The sequence below is a fragment of the Fastidiosipila sp. genome (assembly GCA_012511175.1).
Taxonomy (GTDB): Bacteria; Bacillota; Clostridia; order Saccharofermentanales; family DTU023; genus UBA4923.
Window position 1 is genome coordinate 1 of sequence record JAAZGO010000032.1, and the last position, 12,852, is coordinate 12,852.

The 12,852-nt window shown below is 55.6% G+C and carries 14 protein-coding genes; 9 read left to right on the top strand and 5 right to left on the bottom strand.

All coding sequences use genetic code 11. The features are described from left to right. The first annotated feature begins 130 nt into the window (after positions 1-130). From GX839_06845 to GX839_06885, 9 genes are all read left to right on the top strand, one after another. Positions 131-856: a GntR family transcriptional regulator gene (locus tag GX839_06845; GenBank protein ID NLB05174.1), complete on the top strand. Its 726-nt coding sequence runs from the start codon at positions 131-133 to the stop codon at positions 854-856. Positions 857-1,018: 162 nt separating this feature from the next. Then, positions 1,019-1,918 (top strand): bifunctional enoyl-CoA hydratase/phosphate acetyltransferase, encoded by a 900-nt coding sequence (locus tag GX839_06850; GenBank protein ID NLB05175.1) that lies wholly within the window; start codon positions 1,019-1,021, stop codon positions 1,916-1,918. Next, complete coding sequence (gene buk, locus GX839_06855; protein ID NLB05176.1) at positions 1,912-2,994, top strand: butyrate kinase; 1,083 nt, start codon at positions 1,912-1,914, stop codon at positions 2,992-2,994. The genes GX839_06850 and buk overlap by 7 nt, the downstream gene beginning before the upstream one ends. Continuing rightward, positions 2,991-3,704, top strand: a complete 714-nt coding sequence (locus tag GX839_06860; protein NLB05177.1) for a P-loop NTPase — start codon at positions 2,991-2,993, stop codon at positions 3,702-3,704. Before buk ends, GX839_06860 begins: the two co-directional genes overlap by 4 nt. Beyond that, positions 3,689-3,901, top strand: a complete 213-nt coding sequence (locus tag GX839_06865) for a 4Fe-4S binding protein (GenBank protein ID NLB05178.1) — start codon at positions 3,689-3,691, stop codon at positions 3,899-3,901. The genes GX839_06860 and GX839_06865 overlap by 16 nt, the downstream gene beginning before the upstream one ends. Before the next feature lie 11 nt (positions 3,902-3,912). After that, positions 3,913-4,974 carry a 3-methyl-2-oxobutanoate dehydrogenase subunit VorB gene (vorB, locus tag GX839_06870; protein NLB05179.1) on the top strand — a complete coding sequence of 354 codons (1,062 nt, stop codon included), beginning with the start codon at positions 3,913-3,915 and terminating at the stop codon, positions 4,972-4,974. Positions 4,975-4,978: 4 nt separating this feature from the next. Next, complete coding sequence (locus tag GX839_06875; protein ID NLB05180.1) at positions 4,979-5,728, top strand: 2-oxoglutarate oxidoreductase; 750 nt, start codon at positions 4,979-4,981, stop codon at positions 5,726-5,728. Between the two features lies 1 nt (position 5,729). Then, positions 5,730-6,269 carry a 2-oxoacid:ferredoxin oxidoreductase subunit gamma gene (locus GX839_06880; GenBank protein NLB05181.1) on the top strand — a complete coding sequence of 180 codons (540 nt, stop codon included), beginning with the start codon at positions 5,730-5,732 and terminating at the stop codon, positions 6,267-6,269. A gap of 52 nt (positions 6,270-6,321) precedes the next feature. Next, the gene (locus tag GX839_06885; protein NLB05182.1) at positions 6,322-7,401 is read left to right on the top strand and encodes a branched-chain amino acid aminotransferase; all 1,080 of its coding nucleotides are present in this window, start codon (positions 6,322-6,324) and stop codon (positions 7,399-7,401) included. Between the two features lie 109 nt (positions 7,402-7,510). Here the strand turns inward: GX839_06885 and GX839_06890 are convergent, their stop codons facing one another. From GX839_06890 to GX839_06910, 5 genes are all read right to left on the bottom strand, one after another. Beyond that, positions 7,511-8,647, bottom strand: coding sequence for a glycerate kinase (locus GX839_06890; GenBank protein NLB05183.1), 1,137 nt, complete (start codon positions 8,645-8,647; stop codon positions 7,511-7,513). After that, the gene (locus GX839_06895; protein NLB05184.1) at positions 8,644-9,246 is read right to left on the bottom strand and encodes a hypothetical protein; all 603 of its coding nucleotides are present in this window, start codon (positions 9,244-9,246) and stop codon (positions 8,644-8,646) included. Before GX839_06895 ends, GX839_06890 begins: the two co-directional genes overlap by 4 nt. 11 nt (positions 9,247-9,257) lie before the next feature. Continuing rightward, entirely contained in the window at positions 9,258-10,559 is a 1,302-nt protein-coding gene (locus tag GX839_06900) for a TldD/PmbA family protein (GenBank protein ID NLB05185.1), read from the bottom strand. Positions 10,560-10,569: 10 nt separating this feature from the next. Beyond that, positions 10,570-11,955, bottom strand: a complete 1,386-nt coding sequence (locus GX839_06905) for a TldD/PmbA family protein (protein NLB05186.1) — start codon at positions 11,953-11,955, stop codon at positions 10,570-10,572. Positions 11,956-12,061: 106 nt separating this feature from the next. After that, positions 12,062-12,778, bottom strand: coding sequence for a hydrolase (locus GX839_06910; GenBank protein NLB05187.1), 717 nt, complete (start codon positions 12,776-12,778; stop codon positions 12,062-12,064). Positions 12,779-12,852 lie beyond the last annotated feature (74 nt).

A 12,852-nucleotide genomic window follows, 5' to 3' on the forward strand; every position in this document is an offset into this window, starting at 1 on the left:
ACTTGTTGACAATTTTGTCTGTTTCGTCTACAATTAGGCTCCTCCTTTGATTTAGTCCGTCTTGTTCCGAGTGTTGAGGTAAATATAAGACGACTTAAGAAGGGATTTCAGGAGGAAGAGGGGCAATCAATTGAATCATTTTTTTTACAGCGACCAGAGCATCTGGAATGTGCTGCTTGAGGACATACGCAAGGGTCGGTACAAAGAGAAGCTCCCACCCGAAACAGAACTTGCTGCAGAACTCGGGATAAGCCGGACGCAATTACGTGACGGACTGTCGGTTCTGGAACAGGACGGGTTTATCACGCGGCGCCGCGGCATCGGCACCGTGATCAACCAGCATGTTGTCGAGGTAAAAACGCGCCTGGATCTGGAAGTAGAGTTCACCAGCATGATCCGGCTGGCAGGTTATGACGCGTCAGAAATGCTTTTAACCGCCATCGAAGTCAAGACAGACATCCCGGATATCGCAGGCATACTCGGAGTCGCACCCAGCACTCCGATACTGACCACTTCTAGGATTGTCACGGCGGATGGAGAACCGGCCATCTTTTGCATTGACTACATTTCGTTTTCAATTATCAAGAATTTTGCTTACACCCGTGAAGATTTATCCCTGCCCATTTTTCATTTTCTGGAGAAATTCTGTCACACCGAAGTCGTCATGGACCTGACGGAAGTCAAGCCGATCCTGGCCGACGAATTTGTAAGCAAACAGCTCAAGATCGAGATCGGCAGTCCGCTTCTCTACCTCGATGAAAAGGCCTACAACATTGAAAACGAAGTTGTCATGTACTGCAAGGAATACTATCGGGACGGCATCATGGAGCACAAAGTTCTTCGGAGAAAAATCTGATTCAAATTTTTCTTGTTTTGGGTCTGTCTCAATTTGACCTCTTTTAGCCAAGTAGAGTAAACTGACTTGGAAGAGCGCCGCTCTTCTCGTCATTGTGTACAGAGTCGTCAAAAGGGCGGGCAAAGCAAGAGGGGATAACCGGTGATTCAGTCATTCACAGCGATGAATGAAGTTGTACGGGAGATGGGCCGCCAGCGCATTGTCGTTGCTGCAGCACATGATGAAGAGGTCCTACGCGCAATCGATGAGGCAGCCTGCAGGGGGATCGCTCAGCCTGTTTTAATCGGACGCCAGGATCGAATTCTCCAAATTGCCAGACAAAACAAGATCGAAACCGGAACCTGGCAATTTATTGATGAACCGGACGATGCCGAGGCCTGCCGTCAGGCCGTTCGAATAATACGCCAGGGTGAAGCCGAGGCGATTATGAAGGGCCTTGTCAGCACCGCCTTGCTGCTCAAGGCCATACTCAATAAAGAAACGGGGATCAGGGACCGGGCGCTTCTTTCGCACATCGGTCTTTTTTTCGTCAGGAAAATTCAGCGTTTCGTGATCGTGACTGACGCAGCCATGAGTATCGCCCCGGACCTTGCAACAAAAAAACAGCAGATCGAAAATGCGGTCGAAGTGATGCAGCTGTTGGGTGTTGACCGGCCCTATGTTGCCTGCGTATGCGCGCTTGAGCAGATCAATGAGGCCATGCCGGCGACGGTTGACGCGGCTGAACTGGTCCGGATGAACCGCCAGGGCGAAATCGCCGGCTGCCTGGTCGGCGGCCCTTTTGCCCTTGATAATGCGCTGTTCGTGGAGGCCGCCCGCCGTAAGGGAATCTCCGATCCGGTTGCCGGCGATCCCCATATTCTGCTCATGCCCAATATCGAGTCCGGAAATGTTCTTTACAAGGCGCTTTCCTTCCTCTGCGACTCCCCGGGAGCGGGTCTTGTTGTCGGGGCCAGGGCACCCGTTATTCTTACCTCCAGGAGTGATGACCATGGGACAAAACTGAATTCCATCATCCTGGCGCTTTACCTGGCCGCCTTGAAAAAGGGTGTTTCATGCTGAATTTGCTGGTCATCAATCCCGGATCGACCTCGACCAAATTTGGCTTATTTCAAGATTCCCAGCCTGTTTTTGTCGAAACTGTCCGGCATGGCCCTGAATTTGACGGCCTCCCCGATCTGACAAGTCAAAGAACGGTACGGGAGGCCCTGGTCTGCCGGGGCCTGGAAAAACATGGACTTGATCCAGCCTCCCTGGATGCGGTTGTCGGCCGTGGAGGCCTCCTTCATCCCCTTGCCGGCGGTGTCTATGAAGTCAATGATGATATGATCGATGACCTTGCCAGCTGCCGGTACGGGACACACGCCAGCAATCTGGGCGGCATCATGGCCGCTTCCATCGCTGCTCTTTATGGCCTCAAGGCCTACATTGCCGATCCGGTCATCGTGGACGAGATGGAACCGCTGGCCCGCCTCTCGGGCTGGCCTGGCCTGGAGAGGAAATCCATCTTCCATGCCTTGAACCAGAAGGCGGTAGCCCGGCGTTATGCGAAAGAGACGGGAACAACCTACGAACAGCTCAAGCTGGTGGTCGCACACCTGGGAGGCGGAATCTCTGTAGGAGCCCATCGATATGGCCGGGTCATCGACGTCAACAATGCGCTCGGCGGAGAGGGACCTTATTCGGCTGAACGTTCGGGCGGCCTGCCTCTTTTCCCTGTCATGGAGCTTTGCTTCTCGGGCAGGCACTCCCTGACGGAACTTAAGAAGTCCTTCGTGGGCGGGGGAGGTCTGGTCGCTTACCTGGGGACCAGTGATGCGGTTGCCATTGGCCGAGAAATCGAAGCGGGGGACGCGTATGCCCGGCATATTCTTGAGGGCATGGCTTACCAGATCGCCAAGGAAATCGGTTCAGCGGCAACGGTCCTTGGGGGTGACCTTGATGCCATTATTCTGACAGGCGGGCTGGCTTACGACAAACGGGTAACGGAATGGGTGAGCCAGCGGGTTCAATTTATCGGCCCTGTCATCGTCTACCCCGGCGAGGATGAACTGACGGCTCTCGCTGAAACAGTGGGAAACGCCCTGGCAGGCCTTGCGCCCATCCACACCTATGAGAAAGCACAGGATTGGCCATGAAACTCCCTGACCGTAAAATCACCATTCTTTCGGGTCATTTTGGTACCGGCAAAACGGAGTTTGCGGTCAATCTGGCCATCGCCATGGCCAGGGACGGCCGTAAAGTTTCCCTGGTTGATCTTGATATTGTCAACCCCTATTTTCGTTCCGCCGAACGCAAGGCTGAGCTTGAACGCGAGGGGGTTACCGTTCTGGCAACCTCGCACGGCGGCAAGTCCGACCTTCCCTCTTTGCCAGCGGAAATCATGTCGATTTTCATCGACGCTGATTTGCAGACCGTGATTGATCTTGGAGGCGATCCCATCGGGGCGCGTGTTCTTGGCTATTACAAACCGCAGATCGATCAAACGCCGCACGATTTCTGGTTCCTGATCAACCGCAACCGGCCCGAGAACGCGACGGCCGAAAAGGCCATTGCCTGCCTGCGGCAAACAGAAACAGCCAGCAGGCAAAAAGTGACCGGCATTGTCAACAGCACCCATCTGGGGCGTGAAACCACGGCAGAAGACATCCTGGAAGGAGACGCGTTCGCGGCTGAAATTGCAGACATTTCGGGCCTGCCCCTGATTTACACCCTTGCCAAAAGAAAATTCGAAAACCAACTGAAGAGCCGGCTGAAAGGCTCTTTTTTCCCGATCGATCTTTACATGATCAAACCTTGGGAACTGAGTAACAACAAGGGAGGGCATTTTGCATGGCTGGAAGAGTAACTTTCCGGCAGGACAGATGCAAAGGCTGCGGTCTTTGCGTTCACGTCTGTCCCGTCAAAATTATTGTTCTGGACGAAGAGGTAACAAACCGAAAAGGTTATCACCCGGCTGCCATCGTTGATATGGATCAATGCATCGCCTGTGCCAACTGCGCCAGGATGTGCCCCGACTCCATCATCACGGTCGAGCGCTTATAGGAGGTATCCGGATGGCAAAAGAATTATGGAAAGGCAATGAGGCGATCGCGGAAGCAGCAATCCGGGCGGGCTGCCGCTGCTATTTTGGCTACCCCATTACGCCGCAAAGCGAAATACCCGAATACATGGCGCTTCACATGGCCGAGGCGGGCGGCGTCTTCCTCCAGTCTGAGTCTGAAATTGCCGCCATCAATATGGTCTATGGCGCGTCGGGCGCCGGCGCCCGGGTCATGACCTCGTCTTCATCACCCGGTATCAGTTTGAAGCAGGAGGGGATCTCCTATATGTGTGGAGCGGAGCTGCCCGCCGTGATCGTCAATGTCATGCGCGGAGGGCCCGGACTTGGCACTATTCAGCCCGCCCAGGGCGATTATTTTCAGGCGACGCGCGGAGGCGGCAATGGTGATTACCGGCTGATCGTTCTGGCACCGGCCACCATCCAGGAGGTGGTTGATCTCATGCAAGAAGCCTTTGATCTGGCGGACAAATATCGGATTCCCGTCATGATGCTCCTTGACGGCATGATCGGCCAGATGATGGAGCCTGTCGAGTGGACCCGCACCCCGGCTTCTGATCTACCCGAAAAGACCTGGGCGACAACAGGAACAGAGGGCAAGCGGCCGCCCAACATCATCAACTCCCTTTTCATAGATCCCGAAGAATGCAACCGTCACAATCAGCGTCTGGAAGCAAAATACAAAAAGATCATTGAAAACGAAATCAAATACAGTATCACTGGGCTGGAGGATGCCGAGATTCTCTTCGTCGCCTACGGAACCCCTTCAAGATTGGCCCGCGCGGCCGCCAGACTCCTGGGTGAAGAAGGGATCAAAGCAGGCGTTTTCCGCCCCATCTCGGTCTGGCCCTATCCCTATCAGGCGCTTCACGACGCCGCGTCGCAGGACAGCGTCAAGGCAGTGGTCACCGTGGAGATGAGCATGGGACAGATGGTTGATGACGTCAGAATCGGCGTCAACGGTGTGAAGCCTGTTTCTTTTATTGGGCAGGCCGGCGGCGTCATCCCCTCGCCCCGCGAGGTGGCCGAAGCCGCCAGGAAGGCAGTGGGGAGGTAGAACCATGGCAATTGTCTACGAGAAATCCAAAGGATTGACTGATGCCGAGATGCATTACTGCCCCGGCTGTACACACGGCATCATCCATAAACTTGTTGCCGAGACCCTGGTCGAGCTTGGCGTGCTCGGCAAAACCATCGGCGTTGCTCCGGTTGGCTGCGCTGTCTTTGCCTATGATTATTTCAATTGCGACATGCATGAGGCCGCGCACGGCCGGGCCCCCGCTGTCGCGACCGGCATCAAGCGAGTCCTGCCTGACCATACAGTCTTCACTTACCAGGGAGATGGCGATCTTGCTGCCATCGGCACCGCTGAAATCATTCACGCCGCCATGCGCGGTGAAAAAATCACAACCATTTTTGTCAACAACGCCGTCTACGGGATGACGGGCGGCCAGATGGCGCCTACGACCCTGGTCGGTCAGAAAGCGACAACAGCCCCTTTCGGACGCTCTTTTGAGCACTACGGCGCGCCCATTCGCATGTCAGAGCTCCTGGCAACCATTGATGGGGCAGCCTACATCCAACGCGTCACCGTTACGACACCGGCCCATGTCGCCCGGGCCAAGCGGGCCATCAAGAAAGCCTTCCAAATCCAGGAAGAAGGGTTGGGCTTCACCATGATTGAAGTCTTGTCCACTTGCCCCACCAACTGGGGAATGACGCCGGTTGAGGCCTTGGACTGGCTGAACGAAACCATGGTTCCCGTTTTCCCGCTCGGTGTCTTCCGTGATGTCACCAAAAAGGAGGCATGAGATGGTCTATAACGAAATCCTCATTTCCGGTTTCGGCGGCCAGGGCGTCATGGCCATCGGCCTGACCCTGGCCGAGGCCGGCATGTCCGAAGGTATGAATGTCAGCTGGCTTCCCTCTTATGGACCGGAGATGCGGGGCGGGACGGCGAACTGCGGCGTCGTCATCGCGGACGGCGAGATTATTTCACCCATTGTTCTGGAACCCAGCGAGTTGATCGCCATGAACCTGCCGTCGCTGGACAAATTCGAGCCCAATGTCAGGGAAAATGGAACCATCTTTGTCAATGCGTCAATCGTTAAAAGGGAGGTCGAACGCGGGGACGTCCGGGCAATCTATGTGCCCTCCATGGAAATAGCTTCTGAGATCGGCAACATGCGTGTGGCCAACATGGTGATGCTGGGCGCTTTTATTGAAGCAACGAAACTTTTGCAATACGACACCATCGTCACCATGCTGAAAAGACTTTTCACCGGTTCGAAAGCTCACCTGGTCGCGCTGAACGAGCAAGCGCTCGAACGCGGTGCTGCATGCGTGGATTAGAAACATAAGGCTTGACGAGACCCTGAACCGGGTGCGAGAGAGAGGATTGACTATGGAGATCACCGTCACTAAAACGCAATGTCCGAAACCGAAACCGGAAGATGAGAGCAAGCTGGGCTTTGCCCGCACTTTCAGCGACCACATGTTCGTCATCGAGCATGACGCGGGCCGGGGCTGGTATGATCCGAGGATTGTCCCCTACCAAAAAATTGCACTCGATCCGGCCTCACCGGTTTTTCACTACGCGCAGGAAATCTTTGAGGGCGCCAAAGCTTATGCCCTTGACAACGGAGAAGTCGGGCTTTTCCGGATCAGGGACAATGCCGAGCGGATGAACAGAAGCGCAGACCGTATGTGCATGCCCCCCCTCGATACCGATTTGCAAGTGGAGGCCATCAACCGGCTGGTAGATCTGGACCGTGACTGGGTTCCGAAAAGTGAGGGCACTTCCCTCTACCTGCGGCCGGCCATGATCGCCGACGGATCCAGCCTGGGCGCCCACACAGCGACGCGCTTCATCTACTTCATTATCTGCTCTCCTACCGGAACCTATTACCAGCAGGGGATGAAACCCATCCGGATCCGAATCGAGACCCGTCATGTCCGCGCGGTCAAGGGGGGTGTCGGCCGCGCTAAAACAGGCGGTAACTACGCGGCAAGCTTCAAGGCATCTTTCCGGGCCAAAGAGGATGGCTTCAACGAAGTCCTCTGGCTGGACGGGCGCGAGCAGAAATACGTGCAGGAAGTGGGCGCCATGAATATGATGTTTGTCATCGATGGCAAAATCGTTACCTCGGAATTAGGAGATACCATCCTGCCCGGCATCACGCGGGACTCCGTCATCACCCTGGCTAAAGAAAAGGGCATGGAGGTCATTGAAGGCCGGATCGCTGTCGATTACCTTTTTGATGCCTACGAGAAAGGCCTTCTGACGGAAGCGTTCGGAACAGGCACGGCCGCAGTAATCTCCCCGGTCGGCAAACTGGCCTGGAATGAGCGGACCATGATCCTCAACAATTTCGTCATCGGGCCCGTTTCGCTGATGTTCTATGAAGAACTGGTGGGAATCCAGCGGCAGCGCAGGCCTGACACACATGGATGGACCACCGTGGTGCCTAGATATAACAATTAGGTCGCTTGAAATGACTTTTAAAGAGGGCGCCATCGCGAGAGACGCCCTTTTTTCAGCGTGCTCCCTTTCCACCTGAACCTTCCGCGGCGGGCAGAGCCCTGCCATCTGTTCAAAAACCCAACCGCTTGAGAAAACGCATCAGGTTATCAAGGGTCAGGGCCAGGTCACGCTCGCTGCGTTCCCTGGCCAGCTTAAAATCAAGAGCCAGGCGGTTGGTGGTGAAAATGCCACTCACCCCCTCGTCATAGATGGCTTCGATACCATCCCCGATATCACCCGCCACAGCCACGACCGGCACGCCCAGCTCTTTTGCCCGGCGCGCGACACCAACAACCGCTTTGCCGTCAAGGCTCTGCCGATCAATCCTGCCCTCGCCTGTCAGAATCAGATCGGCATCCGCGGCAAGCTTTTCAAAACCAACGGCATCCAGCACCACTTCAATACCCGGCATCAAGGAAGCCGAGAAAAAAGCGCGAGCGCCGGCACCCATGCCACCAGCGGCACCCGCTCCGGGAAGCTTCGCCACATCGAGGCCGAGATCCCTCAAGATAAGTCTGGCCAAATGTTGAAGACCGGCATCCAGTTTTTTTACAGCGTTCTCATCGGCGCCTTTTTGAGGAGCAAAGACAACAGCCGCCCCTTGTGGGCCATACAGCGGATTTTCCACATCGCACATGGCAGTTATGGGCAGGCCGTCCAGTTTTTCATTTTTGCCGCTTGAATCGATCCGGTCGATTAGATAGAGGGTATCCCCTACCGGGATAAAGGCCTCCCCTGATTTTTTGAGGAAGCGGATGCCTGCCGCTGCGGCCGCGCCACAGCCCCCGTCATTGGTGGCGCTCCCGCCAAGGCCCAGAATGATCCGTCCGGCACCCCGCCGGGCCGCGTCCAGCATCAGCTGCCCGACCCCGTATGTGGTGCTAAAGAGCGGGTTATTTTCATCTCCCGCAAGCGGCAGGCCGGCGCAGGCTGCCATCTCAATAACGGCTGTCCTGCCCTGATCAATCAGGCCGTAGAAAGCGTCCAGTTCATCAAAATCAGGACCTTTGACCCGCAAAGGGATTTTTTGGCCGCCCAAGGCGTAAAGAAAGCTGTCAACGCTCCCTTCTCCGCCGTCGGCAATGGGCAAACTGACCACCTGGGCGTCCGGATAATGACGCGAAATGACCTCTTCCATAATCCCGCATACCGTCAGGGCCGTCATGGTCCCCTTGAAAGAATCGGGAATCAGGAGAATCTTTTTCATTGCGGGTTCTCGTCCGATGCCGTCTGCGGCGGGAGTTCCTTCTCGCGTTTCCCCTTCCCAATTATGTCGGCAGCTGCTTTCAACAGAAAAAGCAGGCCGTTCAAGATCAGCCCGGCGCCGATGACCGCCCCGACCGGGATTCCCAAAGCGGTCGGAGCAAAAATTATCAGCAACCCGGTCAAAAGCAAGAGGAGGGCAATCACAAACAAGAACCAGAAGAGGCCTTTCCTGTAGGCCCGCATGACCAGAGCCGCGATGGTTGTAAAAAGCGCGTTAACAACGAAAAAGAGGCCCGTTGCGACGACCAGGTACTTGATTGTCTCTGCCGGTTTGATCAGCAGGAGTAAGCCAACCACCACAGGGACTACGGCCTTGGTCAGCGTTGACCTGCCTTTGCCGCCCCTGATCGAATCCCCGATGTATACAACTGCGTAGATGCTCCCGGCAAGAATGGCCGCAAGGCCAAGAACAGTCGGCAGCAAGCTGGAAACCAGCTTAAGATCGAGCAGGGAGAAGAGACCGGCAGCAATCAAAATCAGTCCGATGATGACCCATTCCCAAAACTGACTCTTTTGGCGTTTGCCCTGGCTGTCTTTCATCGTGAATCCTTCTATTTCCCCGAGATTATCACCCCGTCAAAGGCAATCCAAGGAAGGACTGAACTCCCATCTTTGACCACTTCAGAGGAGATCCCCCGAATATTCAAGAGAAGATCAGCCAAGTTGCCGCTGACCATGGTCTCACTGAGAGCCGGTCCGATCTTGCCCTTTTCGATCAGGAAGGCATTTTTGGCAACACCCGAGAAATCGCCGCTAGTCCCCGGATTGCCCCCCGAGAAACGCCCCACCAGGATGCCCCTGTCGACCCCCTTGATGATGGCATCGATTGATTCCAGGCCCGGATTGACCACGAAATTGCCCAAGGACCCGTTTTTGGACCGCTCAAGCCCCGTCTTTCTGGCCGTGTAATCGGAAAGACAGAAACTTTTTAAAACCCCTTGCTCGATAACCGCGTAATCTTCTGACAGGTAACCTTCAGGCGTGTAGCGCTCTCCTCCGATGATGGCGGGGTGGTGCGGGGCCAGGTAGAGGGAAAAACGGGGATCTGCCACTTCTTTATGCAATTTTTCCCGCCAGATACTGGTGCCGTCCAGGATGACCGCATCGGAGACAAAGTTGCTGATGCAGCTGTAAAGGAGGCTGCCCAAGCATGCCGGTGTCAACACCACGACCCCCTCGAAATTGCCCTGGGGAGCGGTCGTGTAAATTTGTCCCGAAACCAAAGCAAGGTCTTCCTCCAGGGAACCGAGCTCGATGAGAGGCCGGTCCAGTGAGTCAAAAGTGACTTCCGACCCATAAAAAGATGAAGTCTTGTCCCCTTCCTGGGCGTTAAACATCAGACTGACCGAATAGTCAGCCCGGCGTGACAGAAAGCGGCTGCCCGTCGAGTAGATCGCGCAGCTTTCACTCAGGCTGTGCCCAACGTACATCTCTTCAACACAAATGGCGGGGTAGCGTTCCTTGATGTGGTCCAGGAGCTCGCGGCTTCGCTTGAGCAGGGTTTCCTCGTCGCAAACCAGCGGTCCTTCCTCGAAGGATTGTTCAGGAAGCGCCGGGGCAAGCTGCCAGGCATCATCGGGATCGGCAGCTTGGGCAGCCTCCAGGCATCGCTTGGCTCCTTGCAGGATGTCCTGGTCTTCTACCTTGTTTTGGGTCAGCACACCCCGCCTTTGTTCATGGATGGCCATGAAGCTGACTGAATCATTGAAGAGGGTGCGGTAGAGACTGAACTCTCCCCATGCCGCGTTGATCTCGCGAACTTCCCCACGGGACACGGCACAAATCGCCTGTTCTGCCCCGCCCTCACACAGCGCATTCAATCCCAAGCTGGCTTTTTCCATCAACTTCTTCATTTTCTCCCCCTCAACGTCCGCCAACCGTCAGGCGGCACTTGACATGCGGCCCCCCCGCACTGACCGGCATGCGTTGTTTCTTGCCGCAAAAACCGGAACTGGACCAGCTGACCTGATCGGAGAGCATGTCGACACTCTTCAGCATCTCGAAGGCTACGCCGGAAATGGTCGTGTCATGGAGAGGCCTGGCAAGTTTCCCCCTCTTAATCTCATAGCCGACCGTTATACCAAACATGAATTCGCCTGTCATATCCGCCTGGCCGTTATTGGTCTCCATGAAATAATAGCCATCGTCGATGGAGGCGATCATGTCGTCGAGCGTGTCATTACCGGGCAAAATGGCTGTGTTTCGCATCCGGATCAGGGGTTCATCGGAATACAACCAGCTCCGGGCGTTGCCGGTCGGTTCCACACCGAAATGTCTGGCCGACTCCCTGTTATGCATGTAGCCCTTTAAGATGCCGTTTTCAATCAGGACGGCATCTTTGGCCGCCACGCCTTCGTCGTCGACATAAACGGGAAGGGGGGCGGGTTCACCAAAAGCCGTGTGGGCGTAATCGACCAGAGATACCATTTCAGACGCGACGGGCTGATCCAGAAAGTGTGCTGCCACTGATCCGCCCAGAACCAAGTCAGCCTCGACTGTATGACCGACTGCTTCATGGGCCAGCATACCGGCCAGAGTGCCTGACAGAATGACTGTTTTGACACCCGCCTCCGTGTAGACGGCCTCTTTCTTTTTCATGGTCTCCACGTAAACTTGATCTGCAACCGATTTGGCTTCTTCCAAGTCCGGGAAATTGAGGTCGAACGTTCCATGGCCGCCGAGGGCCTTGAAGACTTCGACCGGGATGCCTTCAGCTGTTTCTGCTGACATGAAGATGTAAAGGTAACTTCTCGGGATTATGACATGGGCATGATAACCGTCTGAAGTGGCGATCACCTTTTCGACCGTGTCGCTGGTCGCAACAATGGTGCGGCTGGTGATGCCGGGGCAGTTGCCGACCACGTAGGCGTCAAGTTCCCGGCAGGCGTCCAGGTAGGCACGCTGGGGAACTGAAACAGGTGATTCTTTCAAGCCGCGGGTGCCTTTTTCGAGCGGGGGGAGCGGCCCTTTGCTTGAACGGGCATAGTGGCTGAGGATGCCGGCATTGGCCCTGGCCGTATCCAAAACACGCCTGACCGATTCTTCGCTGTATTCGCCGGTCGAAGAAAAACCGTAGATTCCCCCCCGGCGGACACGGGCGCTGACCCCCAATGCCTCGCTGCTGCTGTTTCCAACCAACTGGCCGCACAAAAAAGTGGCCCGCTTCGTCTCGTTGGACTGGGCGCGCAATTCTGTTTCGGTTCCGTCAGTTAGATACTTTTCGCTCTTGAAGATGATTTCCTGCAACATGGGTATCCTTTCCTGTTCATGACAAGATCAATGTGTTCTGCCGGACTGACCCTTGGGCTGACCATAGTGTACATGAACGGGCATCGAAAGAAATCCGCGGGACACGCTAGATCAATCTCGTCCCGCCCCTGCAGCTTTCCTCCGCTGTCAGCCGATACTGGTCCATCTTGATCTTGAAGAGCTCGGCGCTGGTCGGCGGCGTCACGGTAATGGCGTTGGCACCTGCCCAGATGGTTTCCAGGATAGTCTCATCCGACGGCCCGCCCGTTGCGATAATGGGCACGTCCGGGTATTGCTGCCGGATTTTCCGCACAATCCCGACCGTCCGTGATGCCCCGCTTACATTCAGGATGGAAACGCCTGCCTCCAGCCGGGCCCCGATGTCCATGTACTCCGAGATGACCGTACAGATGATAGGTGTATCAACCACCTCGAAAATGGCCCGGATGGTTTCCAGTGTTGTCGGCGAATTGACTACCAGGCCGACGGCTCCCTGTGCTTCAGAAAAAATGGCGATCTGGGCACATCGTGCCCCGCCTGTGGTGCCGCCGCCAACTCCGGCAAAGACGGGAACGGGCGAGATGCTGATCAGAGCGTTCGATATGGCCGGGTGCGGAGTAAAGGGATAGACAGCCATGACAGCGTCTGCATTGTGATTGATGAGCTGGGCTGCGTCGGTTGTGAAGATCACTGATTTGATGCGCCTTCCGTGGAAACGGATGCCTGAGCACTCGGAGATGACCCCGGGCATGTGGATGACATCCGCGCGAAGCGCCGTCGTGATGTCGGGTATGTATTTACGCTTTTTTGTCGGATCACTCACGAAAACCACCTCCCTGCAGTTTTTTTCATTTTACATGAATAAAAGCCCGGTCTGTGACGGTTGTCTTGCTGCTG

Bases quoted from the DNA above. Each gene is read 5' to 3' on its own strand.
- GX839_06850 (NLB05175.1), top strand. From the start codon at position 1,019: ATGAATGAAGTTGTACGGGAGATGGGCCGCCAGCGCATTGTCGTTGCT.
- buk (NLB05176.1), top strand. From the start codon at position 1,912: ATGCTGAATTTGCTGGTCATCAATCCCGGATCGACCTCGACCAAATTT.
- GX839_06860 (NLB05177.1), top strand. From the start codon at position 2,991: ATGAAACTCCCTGACCGTAAAATCACCATTCTTTCGGGTCATTTTGGT.
- GX839_06865 (NLB05178.1), top strand. From the start codon at position 3,689: ATGGCTGGAAGAGTAACTTTCCGGCAGGACAGATGCAAAGGCTGCGGT.
- vorB (NLB05179.1), top strand. From the start codon at position 3,913: ATGGCAAAAGAATTATGGAAAGGCAATGAGGCGATCGCGGAAGCAGCA.
- GX839_06875 (NLB05180.1), top strand. From the start codon at position 4,979: ATGGCAATTGTCTACGAGAAATCCAAAGGATTGACTGATGCCGAGATG.
- GX839_06880 (NLB05181.1), top strand. From the start codon at position 5,730: ATGGTCTATAACGAAATCCTCATTTCCGGTTTCGGCGGCCAGGGCGTC.
- GX839_06885 (NLB05182.1), top strand. From the start codon at position 6,322: ATGGAGATCACCGTCACTAAAACGCAATGTCCGAAACCGAAACCGGAA.
- GX839_06890 (NLB05183.1), bottom strand. From the start codon at position 8,647: ATGAAAAAGATTCTCCTGATTCCCGATTCTTTCAAGGGGACCATGACG.
- GX839_06895 (NLB05184.1), bottom strand. From the start codon at position 9,246: ATGAAAGACAGCCAGGGCAAACGCCAAAAGAGTCAGTTTTGGGAATGG.
- GX839_06900 (NLB05185.1), bottom strand. From the start codon at position 10,559: ATGAAGAAGTTGATGGAAAAAGCCAGCTTGGGATTGAATGCGCTGTGT.
- GX839_06905 (NLB05186.1), bottom strand. From the start codon at position 11,955: ATGTTGCAGGAAATCATCTTCAAGAGCGAAAAGTATCTAACTGACGGA.